The organism is Flavobacterium profundi (genome assembly GCF_006491645.1).
In the GTDB taxonomy this organism is placed as follows: domain Bacteria; phylum Bacteroidota; class Bacteroidia; order Flavobacteriales; family Flavobacteriaceae; genus Flavobacterium; species Flavobacterium profundi.
In genome coordinates, this window is the sequence record NZ_VDCZ01000001.1 from 545,916 (window position 1) to 564,928 (window position 19,013).

Genomic DNA, 19,013 nt, shown 5'->3' on the forward strand with positions numbered 1-19,013 from the left:
TTAAAATTGTTTTGCTGTTAAATAATCCAATTCCGCTAATTTTATATAAAAAGTACTAATGCTTGACAACTGCATTTTTTGATACTTTAAAAGCTCTTGTTGCATGCGTAATACTTCTTCAAAATCTTTGTTTGCATTACTGTAATAAGCAAATAATAGATTCAAACTTTTGGAGAGTGTTATTACTTGACCTTCATATAATTTTAATAAATCTCTTTCCTTTTCTAATTCAAAAACAAGTTTATAATATGTACCGTTTAGTTTGTTTTCATACGCTTCTTTTTGAAAAGAAAAACTTTCTTGCATTAGTTTTGCTTCTTTCGTTGCTGCATTGTATTTTTTTCTAAAGATTGGCAAACTAACCGAAACCATTGGCATGATAATATCTTTTCCTGAATCTGGAAAGTTATTCATTCCTTTCCCTACCAAAACATAATCTAAACCAAGACCTAATTTAGGTAAACCTTGCTTTCTGGCTACTTCAATAGCTACTTCTGAAGCTTGTTTTTTTAATTCAAGCTCTTGTAGTATTGGGTTAGTGGTTATAGAATCTTTGCGGTATTCCATTGGTAATTCCATAATTTGCAAATCTTTAGAAATAACAATTTTTTCATTGTACTTTCTATTTAATATACTATTCAACCAAGATGTTAATGCAGGTTCTTTTTTAGTTAAAATATCTAAATTAGTTTGTGCATCTTTTATCATAATATCCACACGCAAGACATCTACTAAACTTCCTTTACCATTTTCAAATTTCGCATTGGCAATGTTTTTGTATGATTCTAGAATTTTGATGTTTTCTTGTTCAATATCTTTTAGTTTTAATAGCTCATACAAAGGATAATAAGCAGTAGCAACTTGAGAATACAATTGATTTTTAGCATTTAAAAAGGCTTGGTATTTACTTTCTGCCATTAAAGTTGCTGCATTTTTTTGAGCTTTTAAAGTACCAAACCAAGGAAACATTTGCGAAAGTGAAAACCGCATGTTTTGAGGGCCAAGTCTTGTTTCTACGGGTGAAATAAAATACCCCATAGAAAGATTAGGATCTGGTAAAGAACTCACTTGTGGTATTTTTTGCATGGCTGCTTCAAACTCTTTATACTTTGCTTTTAATTCAGGATTATTTTCTGCTGCAATAGTATAGTAATCGTTTATAGATTGTCCTTCAACATTATAAGCAAAAAATAAAAGTGATATAATTATTAGTTTACGCATTTCTCTTTTCTTTATTTTTAATTACAGTTTCTCTCCAATATGCTTGTAATACTGGCACTACAAACATGGTCATAATTTGAATGGTCATTCCTCCAAAAGTTGGAATAGCCATTGGGATCATAATATCTGAACCTTTTCCTGTTGAGGTTAAAACTGGTAGCAAGGCAATGATTGTTGTAGCCGTTGTCATCACAGCAGGTCTAACTCTCATTTTACCAGCTTCAACTACAGCATCACGAACTTCAGACACTGTTTGCGGATCTTTTTCTTCAAAAACTTGGTGAATATAAGAACCCATAATTACACCATCATCAGTAGCAATTCCAAATAATGCTATGAAACCTACCCAAACGGCAACGCTTAAATTGATGGGATGCATTTGAAATAAATCGCGCATGTTTACATCTGCAACAGCAAAATTCATGAACCAATCTTGTCCGTATAACCATAGCATTATAAATCCACCTGCAAATGCAACAAATACTCCAGAGAAATGGATTGACGATGCAATAACAGTCTTGAATTGAAAATAAAGTAATAAAAAGATAACGATTAAACAAATAGGAATTACAATTGAAAGTCTTTTCATTGCTCTTATTTGATTTTCATAACTTCCTGAAAATTTATAATTTACACCTTGAGGCACTACCAATTCGCCTGAATCAATTTTAGTTTGAATTGCTTTTTGAGCATCATTTACTACATCAACTTCGGCATAGCCATCATTTTTATCGAATAAGACAAAACCAACCAGAAAAGTATCTTCACTTTTAATGGCTTGAGGTCCTTTTTTATATTCAAACTGAACTAATTGACCTAACGGAATCTGTGCGCCAGTAGGAGTAGCTATTAATATTTTTCCTAATGCTTCAGGGCTATCTCTTAATTCTCTAGGATAGCGAACTCTTATAGGATAGCGTTCTCTTCCTTCAACAGTTGAAGAAATTTTCATTCCTCCAATTGCTGTTTCAATAGCTTGTTGAACATCTTCTATATTTAAGCCAAATCGAGCAATTTTTTCTCTATCAATATTTAAATGTAAATAAGGTTTTCCTACGATTCTATCAGCAAAAACAGCTTCGCTTTTTACAGAAGGAACTTCTTTAATAATGGCTTCTAATTCTAATCCAAATTCTTCAATAGTTTTTAAATCGGGTCCAAAAACTTTTATTCCCATAGGTGCTCTCATTCCTGTTTGAAGCATAACCAAACGAGTTTCGATAGGTTGTAATTTGGGAGCAGATGTAACACCTGGTATTTTAGAAGCTTTTACAATTTCATTCCAGATATCATCGGGTGATTGAATTATATCGCGCCAATTTCTATAGAAAGAACCATCTTCGTCTGGTATTAAATTTTTTACAGTAATTGCCTGTTTTAGTGCTTCATCATGTGAAAGTGTATCACCAGATTTTGTAATGTAACGACCTTTATTATCGGTTTTAAATCGCATTCGATGTCCGTTAGCATCCAAAATATATTCTGGCTTATAATTGATAACGTTTTCATACATTGAAATTGGAGCAGGGTCTAAAGCACTTTCTACACGTCCTAATTTCCCAACTGCCATATCAACTTCGGGAATGTGGTTTAGAATCATATCCAATTGACCCACTACTTTTCTGTTTTGTTCTACACCTGCATGCGGCATAGAAGTAGGCATTAATAAGTAGCTTCCCTCATTAAGTGTTGGCATAAATTCGGAACCAATGCCTGGAAAAGTATGTGACGGAACTGACCAAATTTTCGAGGATCTAATATTCCAGCCTACTTTATCCAATCCATTAGCAACAAAGCCAAAAGTACTATCAAATCCTAACCAAACTAAAAGTCCAAAAAACAAAGTCATTATTGGTAATAACATAAATTTACCTTTGTTTTCTAAACACCAACGCAGTACTCTTTCATAAGAACTGACTATATATAAAAGTGCAGCTAATATTATTCCTAAAAGTACAATTACAAAAAGATAATTACCTATCACACTTATTTGTGGGCCTAATGGCATCCATTCTTCTGTTAAGAAAAAAGAAATAATAAATATTACCAATATTAAATTGAAATGCTTTGTATAGGACTGAAATTTCAAAGGAATTTTATGATTAAACAGGTCATATAAACCCATTAAGGTTAATCCTAAAGGAAGCCAAATTTTGAAATAAACACTTAGTAAAATACCTCCCGAAATAAACACATATCCCCAAAAACGTTTTACTCTTTTTTTATCATAATCAATACCGAAAATATAGTGAGCTAAAGATGGTAGGATAACTAACCCTAAAACAAAAGCACCTAATAAAGCGAATGTTTTAGTAAATGCTAAAGGTCTGAATAGTTTTCCCTCAGCTGATTCCATAGCAAAAACTGGAATGAAACTAACAACTGTAGTTGCTAAAGCAGTTGTAATTGCAGAAACTACTTCTGTGCTTGCCTCGTAAATTACCTGCATTAATTTTTTGCCTTTTGCGCCATGGTTTTCTGGCATTTCGAGATGTCGAATAATATTTTCGACAAACACGACGCCTACATCTACCATTACTCCAATTGCAATAGCAATTCCTGATAAAGCCACTACGTTAGCATCTACACCAGCATAACGCATTACAATGAAAGTCATTAATACTCCAACGGGTAATAAACTGGAAATGATTAAAGAAGCTCTTAAATTTAAAACTAAAAGTAAAACTACAATAATACTTATTAATACTTCATGCGAAAGAGCCGTTTCTAAGGTTCCAATTGTTTCCTGAATTAATTCTGTTCGATCATAAAATGGAACAATTGTTAATTGGCTTACAATACCATTAGCTAATGTTTTTTTAGGTAAACCTGGTGCAATTTCATTGATTTTAGATTTTACACCATTAATTACTTCTAATGGATTAGAGCCATATCGTGCAATAACAACACCACCTACGGCTTCAGCACCTCCTTTATCTAAAATTCCTCTTCTTGTTTCAGGTCCTAATGCAACTACACCTATATCTTTTATACGAATTGGAACATTGTCTTTAACTGCTACAACTGCCAGTTCAATATCTTCTACTTTTTTAACATAACCAAGACCTCTAACTAAATATTCGGCCTGGTTGATTTCTATGGTTTTTGCACCAACATCTTTGTTTGATTTTTGTACTGCAGTCATTACCTGCATCAAACTAATATTGTAAGCTTTCAATGCGTCTGGATTGACATCAATTTGATATTCTTTGACAAATCCACCAATAGATGCTACTTCTGAAACTCCTTGCACAGCATTTAAACCGTACTTAATATAGAAGTCTTGTGCTGTTCTTATTTCTTGTAAATCCCATCCACCAGTTGGATTTCCATTTTTATCTCTTCCTTCAACTGTGTACCAATATACTTGTCCTAATGCTGTTGCATCTGGACCAAGTGATGGTTTTACATTTTCGGGTAATAAACTATTAGGTAGTGAATTTAATTTTTCAAGTATTCTGGATCTTGACCAGTAAAATTCGATATCATCATCGAAGATTATGTAAATACTTGAAAAACCAAAAATGGAATTACTTCTAATCGATTTTACACCTGGAATACCTAATAAATAAGTAGTTAATGGATAAGAAATTTGGTCTTCAATATCTTGGGGTGATCTACCTGGCCATTGTGTAAAAACAATTTGTTGATTTTCACCAATATCAGGAATAGCATCAACAGCAACTGAATCAGAAGGCAGGAAAGGTATTTTCCAGTTAAATGGAGCTGTAGAAATACCCCATAAAATCAGCACCATCAGAATAAGTACAGTTACTAATCTATTTTCTAGGAAATATTTTATTATTTTATTTAACATCTGAATATAAAATTTATAACCATGGAAATACTATTTAGCAAATATTTTGTCAAACAATTTTTCAATATTCCTCTAAAGTATTTTCTACTTTAGAGGAATAGGTTAATTACAACTTATTAAAGTACAATTACTCGCGGTCATACTGACAACATCCCGGAAGGTTGTCGTAATCTTCATCTTTTGCTTTAACAAGCTCTGAATCATATCCAGCTAAAGCTATACGCTTTGCTATTTCTTCTTTATTTGTTTTAGATTCATCATAAGTTACTGTTGCTATTTTAGTTTCTTTGTTCCATACTACTGTAGCAATATCTTTGATGTTTCCTGCTTTTTCTATCGTTTTTTTACACATTCCACAATTACCTGAAACTTTCACTTCCTCTGTTTTTGTGTTTTTTGTTTGTGCGTTCATTGTGGTTGATAACAATACAGTGATTGCTATCATTATTTTTAATAATGATTTTTTCATTTTATATGATTTTAGTATTCAAAAAGATTTTTTTTTGAATGAATTTTTGAAATAAATTTAAATTGAATAGCAGCTATAATGAATTAAATACGCATGTTAAACATGAATAATTTAAGATTCAAAACTGTTATAAAAAAATAGCAAATGCTATAAATTTGACATAAGTATGGCTGTCAAATTTTAAATTTAGCTTATTTTAGGTATAAGCCATATAGAAGGAAAACCATCTGAAAGTAAATTTTCAGAATGGTAAAATTTTGATTTACTTGTAGAAAAATCAAAATTATTATTTGTAAATTCTATTTCATTATAAATAAATAAACTAAAACCAACAGAAGAGACAGTAGTACAGTTTGAGTGACCACAACTTCCATTACATTCTTTATTATCATTGTTATTATCACAACAGCTTTTTTCTTTTGTTTTAGTAGTGGAAAGTTCTTTTTCACAAGATTGCTTTTCACTACCACAAGCAAAAGTATTATTAGGAATAAAAAATACTCCTAAAAACAAAATTATTATGATGTATGATTTTTTCATTTATTGTTCTAAAACATACCAAAGTTAATCAAAACAAATTAAATATTTTAAAAAAAATGTTAAAATCAATTTGTTTTATGATTTAACTGTACATTTTTGCCTAAATATTTTTCTTTTAAAATTCGCATATCATCACTTACTTTTCTATCCAATACTTTTGCGTAATGTTGTGTTGTTCTCAAATTTTTATGTCCGAGCATTTTACTAACACTTTCTATTGGAACACCATTTGTGAGCGTTACAGTCGTTGCAAACGTATGTCGGGCAATGTGGAAGGTTAATTCTTTTTCTATCTCGCAAACACCAGCTATTTCTTTTAGATAGGCATTCATTTTTTGATTACTCAAAATAGGTAATAGCTTATCTTCATTATTGCTTTGTGGATGTTCAGCATATTTATCAATAATCATTTGTGTTACTGGAAGAATTGGAATTTTAGAGGCTGTTTCCGTTTTCTGTCTATGGGTAAATATCCACTTCTCACCATCAATTCCGAAGCTTATATGCGACTTTGTTAAGTTTTTGACATCTATGTAAGCCAAGCCAGTAAAGCAGCTAAAAAGGAATATATCGCGAACTAATGATAATCTTTCGGTTTTGAAATCTTTTTCAATGATATTTTGAATTTCTTCTTCAGATAAATAAACTCGCTCGACTTCTTTAACTTTCGATTTGTAGTTTGCAAAAGGATTTTTGTCTAGCCAGTCATTGGCCAAACATATTTTGATAATTTTATTGAAATTCTTGATATATTTTACAGCTGTGTTATTTGCACAATTTCTAACACTTCGTAACCAAAATTCATAATCAGTTATAAAAGCGTGATCAATCTTCATAATATCAATATCGGAAACATTATATTTCCATTGCATAAACTCAATGGTATGCTTCAAAGAAGTTGTGTAACGTTCTAATGTTCCTGGTGCGTATTCTTTACCTACCAATTCTTTAATTTTGTTGTTGTGATCTTGGAATATTGGAACTAACATTCTAGCTCTTTCATCAACTCCAAGTAACAAACTTTTAAAACTCTCGGCAGTAATTGGAATTTTTTTATGGACTAATTCCATTTGAGTATCAATTATTTGAATTTTCAACATATCCAGATGGCTATTAATTGAACGAGCCTCTTCTGAATTACCTTTAATTTTGTTGGATTTAGTGCACCATTTAGATATTTCTATAAATCTATTGGTACTTAACTCAATCCTTTTTCCATTGACTGTAATTCTTGTGTAGATTGGAACTAAACCGTTGACATTGGCTTTTGCTTTTTTAGCATAAAAAAGAATAGAAACTTTTGCTTTCATAATGGTGACCTTTTTATTAGTATTAAATTTAATTTTAATATTCAAGGTTCACAAGATGTACAAGTTTTAAACTGGTTATTGAACTGGTTGTAACATCCTATGAACATTAGGTTAAGTTAAAAATCGGTTACCCAAAATATGAGTTTTTTAGGGTAACCGAATTTATCCCTTTAGGTTCACGAATTAATGAATGTTTTGAAGGTTGTGAAAATAAAAAAACCCTTAAAATCATACGATTTTAAGGGTTTTAATTCAATTTGCTTTTCAGCTCGCGGAGAAAGAGGGATTCGAACCCCCGGACCTGTTACAGTCAACAGTTTTCAAGACTGCCGCATTCGACCACTCTGCCATTTCTCCAATAAGTTGCTATCATTTCCTGATTGCGAGTGCAAATATAGAAACCTTTTTCGAGTTTCAAAAAGAAAATTTAAAAAAAATACACTTTTTTTTGAATAAAATTACAACTAATTCATTATCAACTGTTTTTAAAGTTTCACACCTTTAAAGCAACAATTCAAAAAAGCATATAAATAAAAAATCCTACATTTCTGTAGGATTACATTTCTGTGGGCGATGAGGGGTTCGAACCCCCGACCCCCTCGGTGTAAACGAGGTGCTCTGAACCAGCTGAGCTAATCGCCCCAATAAATCGCAATCATTATTCTTTTATTAACTCACAGTCTTTATTTACTAAAGGTGTTCGTTGAACTTGTTTGCGGGTGCAAATATAAGACAGTTTTTATTATTTGCAAATCTTTTTTATTATTTTTTTATACTATTTCTGCAACCACAAATGTACTTCCTCCTACATAGATAAAATCTTCTAAAGTCGCTTCAGCCTTAGCTTTTTCAAAAGCAACTGAAACTGAAACACATACCTCTCCATTCAATCCAAAAGTTTGGGCTTTGTGTTGTAAAATAGAAGCATCCAATCCTCTATCTAAATTGGGCTTACAAAAAAAATATTTTGCTTTTTTAGGAAACAATGGCAATATGGAATCTAAATCTTTATCATTCACAACACCTAAAACAAAAAATAATTCTTTATAGGTTTCTCTTTTAATTTGATTCATTACAATTGACAAACCATGACTATTGTGTGCCGTATCGCAAACTATTTTAGGTTGCTGTCCTAAAACTTGCCATCTGCCCAATAATCCTGTATTTTGAATCACATTTAAAAAACCATTTCGAATATGTTGCTCACTTATATTAAAACGTTCTTTTACTACTTTTAACGCTTCCAAAACCCCTTTTTTATTTGCTTTTTGATATTCCCCTAACAAAGCACTAGGTAGTTCTTCCCATTCTTCATCTTGTGCAAAATAAATAGGTGCTGTTTCCAATTTTGCCTTCTCTAAAAAGACTTTTTTTGTTTCTGGCACGTATTCACTCACAACCACAGGTACATTCTTTTTTATAATTCCCGCTTTTTCAGTAGCAATCGCTTCTAAAGTGTTTCCTAAAAATTGTGTATGATCCAAACCGATGTTGGTAATCACAGAAACCAAAGGCGTAATTACATTGGTAGAATCTAGACGACCACCCATCCCAACTTCTATTACAGCGACGTCTACTTTTTCTTTCGCAAAATAATCAAAAGCTAAACCAACTGTCATCTCAAAAAAACTGAGTTGGTGTGCTTCGAAAAAAACTTTATTTTTAGCTACAAAATCGACAACAAACTCTTTTTTGATTTTCTTTCCATTGATTCGAATGCGTTCTCTATAGTCTTTTAAATGAGGTGAGGTATACAAACCTACTTTATAGCCCGCTTCTTGCAATACCGAAGCTAATAATGAAGATGTAGAACCTTTTCCATTGGTTCCAGCCACATGTATGGATTGAAATAGGGTTTCCGGATTTCCTAGATGATGCACTAATAAAAGGGTATTGGACAAATCCTTTTTATAGGCTGAAGCACCTTGTTGTTGAAACATCGGCAACTGTTTAAAAAGCCATTCGGTTGTTTCTTGATATGTCATTTTGAAATTCTGAAGCGAATGATTCGGTGTTTTTGGTTTCCATTTTCCCGCTATACTTTACAATCTAGGTAAACCTAGGATTTTCATTTCTATCGGGGCTATTAAAATACAATTTGGGTTTCTTTGGGATTATTGCCCTAAAGTAAAGTTCACTACCACAAAACCAATTTGGGTTTCTGGAGCATTGGCATCGGCTTGCCATTTAAAACTTTTAGCAGTTTCTAATGCCGGATTTACCAAACAAGGATTCGTATTTGTAGTTCCCTGACTTCTTTCTGCTTTAATAACATTTCCGCTTCTATTTACCCAGATTTTAACAACTACTTTTCCTTCTTCGTTACAATCTTGTTGTCTTTTACTATTTCCAGATAATTTTCTACCGGCTAAACCCCAACCTGTTCCATTTCCTGAACCTGTTCCATTTCCTGAACCATTACCATAAAAGCTATTTGCATAAATACTACCATTTGGATCTCCTTTATCACCAGGCAAACCATCATCTCCATGACCGCCTTGTGCAGTTCCCTCTGAAGGTTTACCATTTAAAATACTACTTAAAGCACTATTGGTTTGCTGTGAAGGTTGTTTAGGAGTTTCTTTTGGCTTAACATTTTCTTTTGGTTTTTCCTCTGGTTTTTTAGTTTCCTTTTTTGGAGTTACAACTACAGGTGCGTCTTCATCTTGTGTCAAGATTTCATCTTCCACTGCTTTTACTGGTTCACTAACCGTAGGTTGTGGAGCGGATTGTATGGGTTCTGTAGGTTGAATTTCTCCTTGACCTACGTCGCTAGTTCCAAAATTAATAGCAATGCCATTTTCGGGTGGTGGATCCATATAGGTTAACCCTAGAAAAATACATAAGAAAAGTAGTATTGCAAAAATCACACTGGTAATTGCAAACGATTTTTTTTCTTCTGGTGTTTCAAGAAATTTCATTTCTCAGCATTTATGTTTTATACGACACTACTTGTATTACTTCCTATTTTCCTAGCCCTGATAGCAGTGGAAATCCTTTTATTTTTTTCTTCAACCAATCAATTAAAGTAGAAAAAATAAAAGATTGCAACGAATAGCAGGAAACAGCTCCAAAAAATTATTTTGGATTAACTGCGACTACCATTTTTATCCCATTCCTGTAAGCAATATCCATTACGTATACTACTTTTTCATGAGGAACTGATTTTTCGGCACGCAACACTATGGCTTTGTTCTCATTATTTTCAAGGATCGCCAATAATTGATTTTCCAATTGTGTTTCTTCTACCTTGTCTTTATCAATAAAAAAAGTTAAATCTTTATCGATACTAACCGAAATATTTTTGTTACTATCGGTTTTTCCTTTTCCTTTTGGCAAAACCAAATCTAAGGCATTCGTAGTAACCATTGTAGAGGTTAACATAAAAAAGATCAACAACAAAAACACGATGTCAGTCATAGACGACATGTTGAATTCCGTTGAAACTTTATTTTTATTTTTACCAATCTTCATTATACAGGTTCATTTAATAAATCCAAGAAATCTACCGCATTAGCTTCCATTTGATTCACCACTTTATTGGTTTTTACTACCAAGTGGTTGTAACCAATATATGCAATAATACCGACAATTAACCCTACTACGGTAGTAGTCATTGCGGTGTAGATACCTTCTGCAAGCGAGCCCACTTCAATTTGTCCGCCACCGCTTGCCATTTTATGAAAAGCAAGAATCATACCAACAACTGTTCCTAGGAAACCAATCATTGGGCCAGCACCAGAAATTGTAGCCAACATACTGGTGTTTTTTTCTAGCTTGTACAATTCTAAATTACCCGCATTCTCAATTGCGGTGTTGATATCTTCAAGTGGTTTTCCTATACGAGAAATTCCTTTTTCGATTAATCGAGCTACTGGAGAATTAGTTTGTGCACAAAGCATTTTTGCCGCATCGATTTTCCCTGTAGTGATATTCATTTTAATATTATTCATAAAACTAGCATCTATTTTACTGGCTTTATTAATTGCCATTAGCCTTTCAAAATAAAGAAACAAAGCAAAGAACAATAAAATGAACAACACTAAAATGATAACTTGACCACCTATACCGCCACTGGTTAATAATTCCCAGATGGAAAGTGTTTTTTCAACAGGTTGATCCTCTAATAAAGCTTCGTTAGCAACCGCTAAACTATCTACTTGAAGAAATATACTCATACAAATTATTTTATAAACTAATAACGTTAAACTACTTAAAAAATTATATTTAGTGTACTACGTTTAAAAGAAAGTCTCTAATAAAAACAAATCCGATAGCACCTGCTAAGAAACCAACTAATGCCAACCAACCTATTTTCTTTAAGTACCAAACAAAATCGATTTTTTCCATTCCCATAGCTACCACACCAGCTGCAGAACCGATGATAAGCATACTTCCTCCAGTACCTGCTGCATAAGCAATAAAATGCCACGCTGGTTCATCTGTACCAATTTGAAACATTCCAATACTCGCCGCTACTAAGGGCACGTTATCAATAACAGCTGAACCCGCCCCTAACAATAAAACCACTAAATCAGAAATTTTTGTAGAAGCATGTTCCGTACCTAAATAAGGCACATTATTTTCTAATATTCCAGCAAAATCAAACAACATCCCTAACGATTCCAAAGCGGCAACCGACATTAAAATACCTAAGAAAAACAATATACTTGGCATTTCAATTTTAGAAAGCGATTTATGAACTGGACTATGATGTGACCCTGAATCCTCTCCTGCATCACTGACGGTAAATTTTCGATTACTTAAAAATTCTGCTACTGCTGCTACAACCGCTAGAGATAACATCATTCCTACATAAGGAGGTAAATGTGTGATGGTTTTAAATACCGGCACAAATAAAATAGAACCTAACCCTAAATAAAACATTAAACTACTATATTTAGGTGATGCCAATCCGTCTTCCGCTTCAGGTTCGATATAGCCTTTAAAAATTTTCATTCGAGCTGCGATGAATGTTGGCACTGCAAAACATAAAATAGAAGGAATTAAAACATGCTCAATTAATTGAGATGCTGATACTTTATTTGCAATCCATAACATGGTTGTAGTAACATCTCCAATAGGAGACCAAGCTCCACCCGCATTTGCAGCAATAACTATTAAACCGGCAAACCATAAACGAGTTTCCTTTTCTTTAATAATTTTTTGCAGAATAGTTATTAAAACTATAGTTGCGGTTAAGTTATCGATAATGGCAGATAAAACGAAAGCTAAGATGGTAAACAACCACAAGAGTTTCGATTTACTTTTTGTTTTTATAAACGATTTAATCGTTGAAAACCCATCAAAATAATCGATAATTTCAACAATGGTCATTGCTCCCATTAAGAAAACTAAAATTTCAGCTGTTTTTCCAAGATGATGCAATAATACACCTTCTAAATGATGCGGTTCTTTTCCAATTCCAGGAACCACGTCAAACACCTGCAAATGATTTACTGCAATTAAAGCCCACAATACAGCCATCATTGCTAAAGCAGGAATTAATTTATCGATTTTTAAAGAATGTTCCATAGCTATGGCTAAATAACCAAGAACAAATATTACTATTAGTAAAATTTCCATTTTTTATTAAGTTAAATTCGGGTTTGGTTTTAGATAAGTTGTTTTAGGGCAATTTCAAAAGCACGAGCGCTTATATTTTTCTTATCTGGACTAAGATTATATACTTTTTGTAAAGCATTTTTAATTACAGTTGAAGTATCTGAAAAAATAGCATCATCAGTCATTTGTACTTTTTTCTCCATGAAATAAGCAAAGACTCTAGCCATTCCACAATTTGCAATAAAATCAGGAATCAAACTTACTTTAGAATCCGTTTCTTCCATAATTGCTCCAAAGAAAATTTCTTTATCTGCAAAAGGGACATTGGCACCACTAGATATCACTTCTAATCCAGAAGCAATCATTCGATCCACCTGAGATTTTGTTACCAATCTAGAAGCTGCACATGGAGCAAAGATTTGGGCTTCAATAGACCATATTTTTTCATTTATTTCTTCAAAAGGAATCATATTTTGCGCCACTAATTTATTCCCATCTTTGTTTAAGAAAAGTGATTTAATTTCTTCAAATGTAAAACCATTTTCATTAATTAACCCACCATCTCTATCAATAATACCGACTACTTTTGCTCCCATATCCGCCAAATAAAAAGCCGCAGCTGAACCTACATTACCAAATCCTTGAACAATAGCTTTCTTACCTTTCACATCACCCCCAAAAATAGAATAATAATGCCTTACTGCTTCCGCTACACCATAACCCGTAATCATATCGGCAACTGTATACTTACGATTTACATTAGGAGAAAAACTCGGGTTTTCGATTACTTTTATAACACCTTGGCGTAATTGTCCAATTCTATTGATTTTATCAGCTTCTGTTGGCTTAAAATGACCATTAAAAACGCCTTCTTGAGGGTGCCATACTCCACAATCTTCGGTCATTGGAATTACTTCATGAATTTCATCCACATTTAAATCTCCTCCTGTTCCGTAATAATTTTTTAATAAAGGAGAAACTGCTTTATACCATCTTTCTAAAACTCCTTTTTTACGCGGATCATTTGGATCAAAATTAATTCCAGATTTTGCGCCACCAATAGCTGGTCCAGACACTGAAAATTTCACTTCCATTGTTTTTGCTAGAGAAAGCACTTCATTCATATCTAATCCTTTTCTCATACGAGTTCCACCACCTGCAGCACCACCTCTTAATGAGTTAATAACTGTCCATCCTTCTGCTTCTGTTTCTGGATCTTTCCAATTGAATACTATTTCTGGTTCTTTATTTTCAAATTTTTTAAGTAATTCTTTCATTATGATATTAAAATTGGTAGACAAATTTAAGTTTTTACTTTTTTTTAAAAGGTATTTTTAAAGTAATATTTTCGAAGAGCTTATTATTTAACAATTTATTCACATTATTTTACCTTTTTTAAAATTTTACAACAATTTCTTTTATTATTAGATACCAATTGGTATCTTTGAATATGAGGAAGCCAGAACAAACGAAAGAAAAAATTTTAAGAGAATCTTCTATACTCTTTAACACCAAAGGTTATAAATCTACTTCTATTAGTGATATAACCAATGCAACTGGTTATACGAAAGGAGCGATTTACAGGCATTTTGAAAATAAAGATAATTTAGAAATACAAGCTTATGAGAAAATGATTCGTTACATCTTTACCAATTTAAAAACTAAAATTAAGGAAGCGAAAAATACGAAAGACAAACTTTTCATTTTTTTAAATCATTTTGAAAACTATATTATTAATGAAAATTTTGCAGGTGGTTGTCCTTTATTAAATGTTTCCATTGAAGTAGATGACACCAATTATGACCTGAAATACAAAGCACAAAATACACTTACCGTTTTTAAAGAGACCATTATGACTATTCTAACAAATGGAAAAAAACACCAACAAGTGCAATCTAATTGCAACGAAGAATTAGTAGCCTCAGTTATTATAGCTTCATTAGAAGGAGGGATAATGATGAGTAAATTAACACAATCCGAAAAAGATATTAAAAATGTAGTAACCCATCTCAAAACGTGGATTGAAAAAGATATTTTATTATAAAAAAAATTTAAAATAAAAAATACCGATTGGTATCTTAATTATGAGAAAAAAAATTAAAAAAATTATTCAGAAAAGTGTTGGCTATTATTTCAATGCATTAGCTTATGTAAGTCCTAAAACATTGGAAAAACAAGGTTTTCAATTATTTTGTAATCCAATGGCTAAAACTATAAAAACACATCAATTGCAATTTTTAGAAAAAGGCAAAAATGAAATTTTAATAGTTGAAAATGAAAAAATACAAACCTATAAATGGGGAAATGGCAGTAAAAAAATTGTATTCATTCATGGTTGGGCAAGCCATTCGTTTCGATGGAAATCGTACATTGAGAATCTAATAGAAAATGATTTTACAGTGTATGCATTTGATGCTCCAGCGCATGGATTATCCACAGGAAAAATGCTTCATGTCGTTTTATATGGCAAAGCTATTAATCAAATGCTACTTCAAAACCAAGAAATTGAATATATGGTAAGCCATTCCATTGGGGGTTTTGCAACTACGTATTGGTTACAACATTACAAAAACAATGCTCAGAATATTAAAAAAGTTGTAATTATGGGCGCACCTGGTGAAGCCAAAGATTTTTTTGATTTTTACCAATCTATACTCGGCTTATCACAAAAAGCAATTGAAATTATTAGTCGTTCTTTTACCAAAAGATTGGGTCATGAACCGAGTTATTTTTCTGCATCAAAATTTGCAACAGATTTAGAAAAAGACTGCTTAATTATTCATGATAAAGAAGACAAAGATACCAATCCGAATTATTCTATTGAATTGCATAAAAACTGGAATAAAAGTCAATTAATTTTAACCGAAGGATTAGGTCATAATTTAAAAAGTAAAAATTTAGAACAAAAAGTAATCGATTTTATTCTTAATTAACATTATAAATCACACCCGAACTATGATCCCGTACCGCTCCAGTTACTGAAGCTAATACATTATTTTCATTTCTTAATTTTAAAACACCAAGAAACCCAAAGATGAGTGCTTCTTTAAATTCAATTAACTGGTTATCGGGCACAACTAAAAGTACGTTTGGCAAATAATACTGAATTCTTTCAATTAAAAATTCATGATAGGCACCGCCACCCGTAATTAAAATTGTTTTAACATTACTTTTACAATTGTGTGCTATTTGAAAAGCAATATGTTCTACGAAAGATCTCAAAACAGTTTCAATTGGCAAACTAAAACTTTCAATAATAGGAAGTATATTTTTATGCACAAATTCCATTCCTAAAGATTTCGGAAAAGGTTCATTGTAAAATGATATCTGATTCAATTTTTCAAATAAATTACTATCTAAAAGACCTGATTTAGCAATTTTACCTTTATCATCGTAATCTAATCCTAATTGATTCACATAATAATTCAATACGGTATTAACTGGCGAAATATCATACGCAATTCTTTTTCCATTATATTCAAATGATATATTAGAAAAGCCTCCTAAATTCAAGCAATAATCATAATTTGAAAACAATAACTGATCCCCAATTGGCACTAAAGGAGCGCCTTGACCACCTAAGAGTACATCTTGTACTCTAAAATCACATACTATAGGGTAATTTAACAAACTTCCTAATTTAGGCAAATTTCCTACTTGTAAAGTAAAACCATTCTCTGGCTGATGTAAAATCGTATGCCCATGACTACAAATAGCATCTATCTTAACTAAACTATATTTTTCAATGAATTCTAAAATAATAGTAGCTAATAAACCAGTATAGGATTCATTTAAAGAAATTAATTCATTTTCATTAAGATAGAAGCCATTTTTTAATTTATTAAGCCAATCTCTCGAGTAAGGGATAGTTTCTGAAAACAATATTTTGAAAGACCAAGATTCCTTTTTTTCAAAATTAATATAGGCTAAATCTACTCCATCTAGCGAAGTTCCCGACATAACACCTATAACGTTGTAGTTTTCTTTAAACATGGGTTAAAATTACAAATTGTTATTGAAAAATAAGCAATAAATACCTACATTTGGTACGGATTTTAAAAATAATTAAATAGTATTCAATAAAATGGATTTTAAGCTAACCGAAGAACAAATAATGATTCAACAGGCGGCAAGAGATTTTGCTCAAACAGAATTATTACCTGGAGTCATAGAAAGAGATGAACATTCAATTTTTCCAACAGAACAAGTAAAAAAAATGGCAGAACTTGGTTTTCTTGGTATGATGGTTGACCCAAAATACGGAGGAGCAGGTCTTGATAGTATTTCATATGTTTTAGCAATGGAAGAAATTGCTAAAATTGATGCTTCAGCTGCAGTTATCATGTCTGTAAATAATTCTTTGGTTTGTGCTGGAATTGAAAAATATTGTAGTGAAGAACAAAAACAAAAATATTTAGTACCTCTAGCTAAAGGAGAAGTAATTGGCGCATTTTGTTTGTCGGAACCAGAAGCAGGGTCTGATGCTACTTCACAAAAAACAACTGCAATTGACAAAGGTGATTATTATTTATTAAATGGTACCAAAAATTGGATTACCAATGGTGGGACAGCTTCTACATATATTGTTATTGCTCAAACTGACGTAGAAAAAGGACATAAAGGAATTAATGCTTTCTTAGTTGAAAAAGGTTGGGAAGGTTTTTCAATAGGTCCAAAAGAGAAGAAAATGGGAATTAGAGGATCTGACACACATTCATTAATGTTTTCTGATGTTAAAGTACCAAAAGAAAACAGAATTGGAGCTGATGGTTTTGGATTCAATTTTGCGATGGCTGTGCTAAATGGTGGTCGTATTGGTATTGCATCTCAAGCATTAGGAATTGCTCAAGGTGCTTATGAATTGGCTTTAAAATATGCTCAAGAAAGAGTAGCATTCAAAAAACCTATCATGCAACATCAAGCAATTGCATTTAAATTAGCAGACATGCATGTTCAAATTACTGCTGCTAGAATGTTATGCTTTAAAGCTGCTTCTGAAAAAGACAATGGAGAAGATATTTCTCATTCTGGAGCTATGGCTAAATTATTTGCTTCAGAAACTGCAATGAACACAACAATTGAAGCAGTACAGATTCATGGAGGTAATGGATATGTTAGCGAATATCATGTAGAAAGAATGATGAGAGATGCTAAAATCACTCAGATTTATGAAGGAACTTCTGAAATTCAAAGAATTGTTATTTCAAGAGGTTTAACAAAATAAAAAATTATAAGCTTGATTTATAAGAGTTCAATAGTATATATTGAACTCTTTTTTTTTATTAATTTTAAAGAAAAATGTTATTTACAGATTGGCAAGCTATTTTACAACCTCTTATTGAAAAATACAAAGATTACAAACATCCATTACATTTTAAAAACCCTTACCAACTTGTAATAATGGTCATTCTTGCTGCTCAAGATTCGGATGCCAATATAAATATTGTTTGCAAGCCTTTCTTTAAGACATATCCAGATTTCAAAAGTCTATCTATTACCACTTCTAATGATCTTTTGGTTTATTTCTCAAGTGTAAAGAATTATTCCAATAAAATCAACTGGATTTTAGATACCGCTAGTGTTTTAAAAGACAGAACTATTCCTAAAAGACTGGATGAACTGATAAAATTAAGAGGTATTGGTCGAAAATCAGCTAATGTTATCTTAAGAGAAACCCATCAAAAGCCAGAAGGAATCTTAGTTGACTTACATGTTATACGAGTAGTGCCTCGATTTGGATTAACTTCAGAATTTAAAGATGCCAATAAAATTGAAAAAATACTTATGGAAAAACTTCCTTATTCAATGTGGAATGATATTGGTATGGCTTTCTCTTTTTTAGGTAGAACTATTTGTAGACCTACAAATCCAAAATGTACTATTTGTCCCATACATACAGATTGCGCGTATTTTAAAAAGATTACAAATCCGTAAAACTAATTTTATTTTAAACCATATAAAAACAAAAAACCCTTATCGATTAGATAAGGGTTTTCAAAAGAAAGGCGACGACATACTCTCCCACAAGATTGCAGTACCATCTGCGCAGTCGGGCTTAACTTCTCTGTTCGGAAAGGGAAGAGGTGAGCCC

General features: G+C 32.0%; 15 protein-coding genes, 2 tRNA genes, 1 rRNA gene and 1 pseudogene. 4 read left to right on the top strand and 15 right to left on the bottom strand.

Features of this window, described 5'->3' with window-relative positions:
* The 13 genes and pseudogenes from FHG05_RS02715 to FHG05_RS02775 form a co-directional block, all read right to left on the bottom strand.
* Positions 1–1,221, bottom strand: a complete 1,221-nt coding sequence (locus FHG05_RS02715) for a TolC family protein (RefSeq protein ID WP_140996454.1) — start codon at positions 1,219–1,221, stop codon at positions 1–3.
* Entirely contained in the window at positions 1,214–5,038 is a 3,825-nt protein-coding gene (locus FHG05_RS02720) for an efflux RND transporter permease subunit (protein ID WP_140996455.1), read from the bottom strand. The genes FHG05_RS02715 and FHG05_RS02720 overlap by 8 nt, the downstream gene beginning before the upstream one ends.
* Before the next feature lie 133 nt (positions 5,039–5,171).
* Positions 5,172–5,507, bottom strand: a pseudogene (locus tag FHG05_RS02725) (heavy-metal-associated domain-containing protein); the annotation flags it as partial.
* 186 nt (positions 5,508–5,693) lie between these two features.
* Complete coding sequence (locus tag FHG05_RS02730) at positions 5,694–6,047, bottom strand: hypothetical protein (protein ID WP_140996456.1); 354 nt, start codon at positions 6,045–6,047, stop codon at positions 5,694–5,696.
* A 65-nt stretch (positions 6,048–6,112) separates the two neighbouring features.
* On the bottom strand, positions 6,113–7,357 hold the full coding sequence (locus FHG05_RS02735) for a site-specific integrase (protein WP_140996457.1): 1,245 nt from the start codon (positions 7,355–7,357) through the stop codon (positions 6,113–6,115).
* Between the two features lie 272 nt (positions 7,358–7,629).
* Positions 7,630–7,714, bottom strand: a tRNA-Ser gene (locus FHG05_RS02740).
* 210 nt (positions 7,715–7,924) lie between these two features.
* A tRNA-Val gene (locus FHG05_RS02745) sits at positions 7,925–7,999 on the bottom strand.
* 128 nt (positions 8,000–8,127) lie between these two features.
* Positions 8,128–9,342, bottom strand: coding sequence for a bifunctional folylpolyglutamate synthase/dihydrofolate synthase (locus FHG05_RS02750; RefSeq protein WP_140996458.1), 1,215 nt, complete (start codon positions 9,340–9,342; stop codon positions 8,128–8,130).
* A gap of 129 nt (positions 9,343–9,471) precedes the next feature.
* Positions 9,472–10,278 carry an energy transducer TonB gene (locus tag FHG05_RS02755; RefSeq protein ID WP_140996459.1) on the bottom strand — a complete coding sequence of 269 codons (807 nt, stop codon included), beginning with the start codon at positions 10,276–10,278 and terminating at the stop codon, positions 9,472–9,474.
* Between the two features lie 157 nt (positions 10,279–10,435).
* Entirely contained in the window at positions 10,436–10,831 is a 396-nt protein-coding gene (locus FHG05_RS02760; RefSeq protein ID WP_140996460.1) for an ExbD/TolR family protein, read from the bottom strand.
* Positions 10,831–11,535: a MotA/TolQ/ExbB proton channel family protein gene (locus FHG05_RS02765; protein WP_140996461.1), complete on the bottom strand. Its 705-nt coding sequence runs from the start codon at positions 11,533–11,535 to the stop codon at positions 10,831–10,833. Before FHG05_RS02765 ends, FHG05_RS02760 begins: the two co-directional genes overlap by 1 nt.
* Before the next feature lie 49 nt (positions 11,536–11,584).
* Positions 11,585–12,943 (bottom strand): sodium:proton antiporter NhaD, encoded by a 1,359-nt coding sequence (gene nhaD / locus FHG05_RS02770; RefSeq protein WP_140996462.1) that lies wholly within the window; start codon positions 12,941–12,943, stop codon positions 11,585–11,587.
* 29 nt (positions 12,944–12,972) lie between these two features.
* On the bottom strand, positions 12,973–14,199 hold the full coding sequence (locus FHG05_RS02775) for a Glu/Leu/Phe/Val dehydrogenase dimerization domain-containing protein (protein ID WP_140996463.1): 1,227 nt from the start codon (positions 14,197–14,199) through the stop codon (positions 12,973–12,975).
* A 173-nt stretch (positions 14,200–14,372) separates the two neighbouring features.
* Here FHG05_RS02775 and FHG05_RS02780 point away from each other — a divergent pair, with 173 nt between their 5' ends.
* Both FHG05_RS02780 and FHG05_RS02785 read left to right on the top strand, forming a co-directional pair.
* The gene (locus FHG05_RS02780) at positions 14,373–14,966 is read left to right on the top strand and encodes a TetR/AcrR family transcriptional regulator (protein WP_140996464.1); all 594 of its coding nucleotides are present in this window, start codon (positions 14,373–14,375) and stop codon (positions 14,964–14,966) included.
* 40 nt (positions 14,967–15,006) lie between these two features.
* On the top strand, positions 15,007–15,855 hold the full coding sequence (locus FHG05_RS02785) for an alpha/beta hydrolase (RefSeq protein ID WP_140996465.1): 849 nt from the start codon (positions 15,007–15,009) through the stop codon (positions 15,853–15,855).
* Here the strand turns inward: FHG05_RS02785 and FHG05_RS02790 are convergent.
* Positions 15,848–16,915, bottom strand: a complete 1,068-nt coding sequence (locus tag FHG05_RS02790) for an anhydro-N-acetylmuramic acid kinase (protein ID WP_140996466.1) — start codon at positions 16,913–16,915, stop codon at positions 15,848–15,850. The two genes, FHG05_RS02785 and FHG05_RS02790, sit on opposite strands and share 8 nt — an antisense overlap.
* Positions 16,916–17,006: 91 nt before the next feature.
* Here FHG05_RS02790 and FHG05_RS02795 point away from each other — a divergent pair, with 91 nt between their 5' ends.
* Together FHG05_RS02795 and FHG05_RS02800 are read left to right on the top strand one after the other, a co-directional pair.
* Positions 17,007–18,146: an acyl-CoA dehydrogenase gene (locus FHG05_RS02795; RefSeq protein WP_130733979.1), complete on the top strand. Its 1,140-nt coding sequence runs from the start codon at positions 17,007–17,009 to the stop codon at positions 18,144–18,146.
* A gap of 74 nt (positions 18,147–18,220) precedes the next feature.
* A complete protein-coding gene (locus FHG05_RS02800) occupies positions 18,221–18,856 on the top strand; it encodes an endonuclease III domain-containing protein (protein ID WP_140996467.1) in 636 nt (211 codons plus the stop codon).
* A 66-nt stretch (positions 18,857–18,922) separates the two neighbouring features.
* Here FHG05_RS02800 and rrf read toward each other — a convergent pair.
* Positions 18,923–19,013 (bottom strand): 5S ribosomal RNA (rrf, locus tag FHG05_RS02805); the annotation flags it as partial.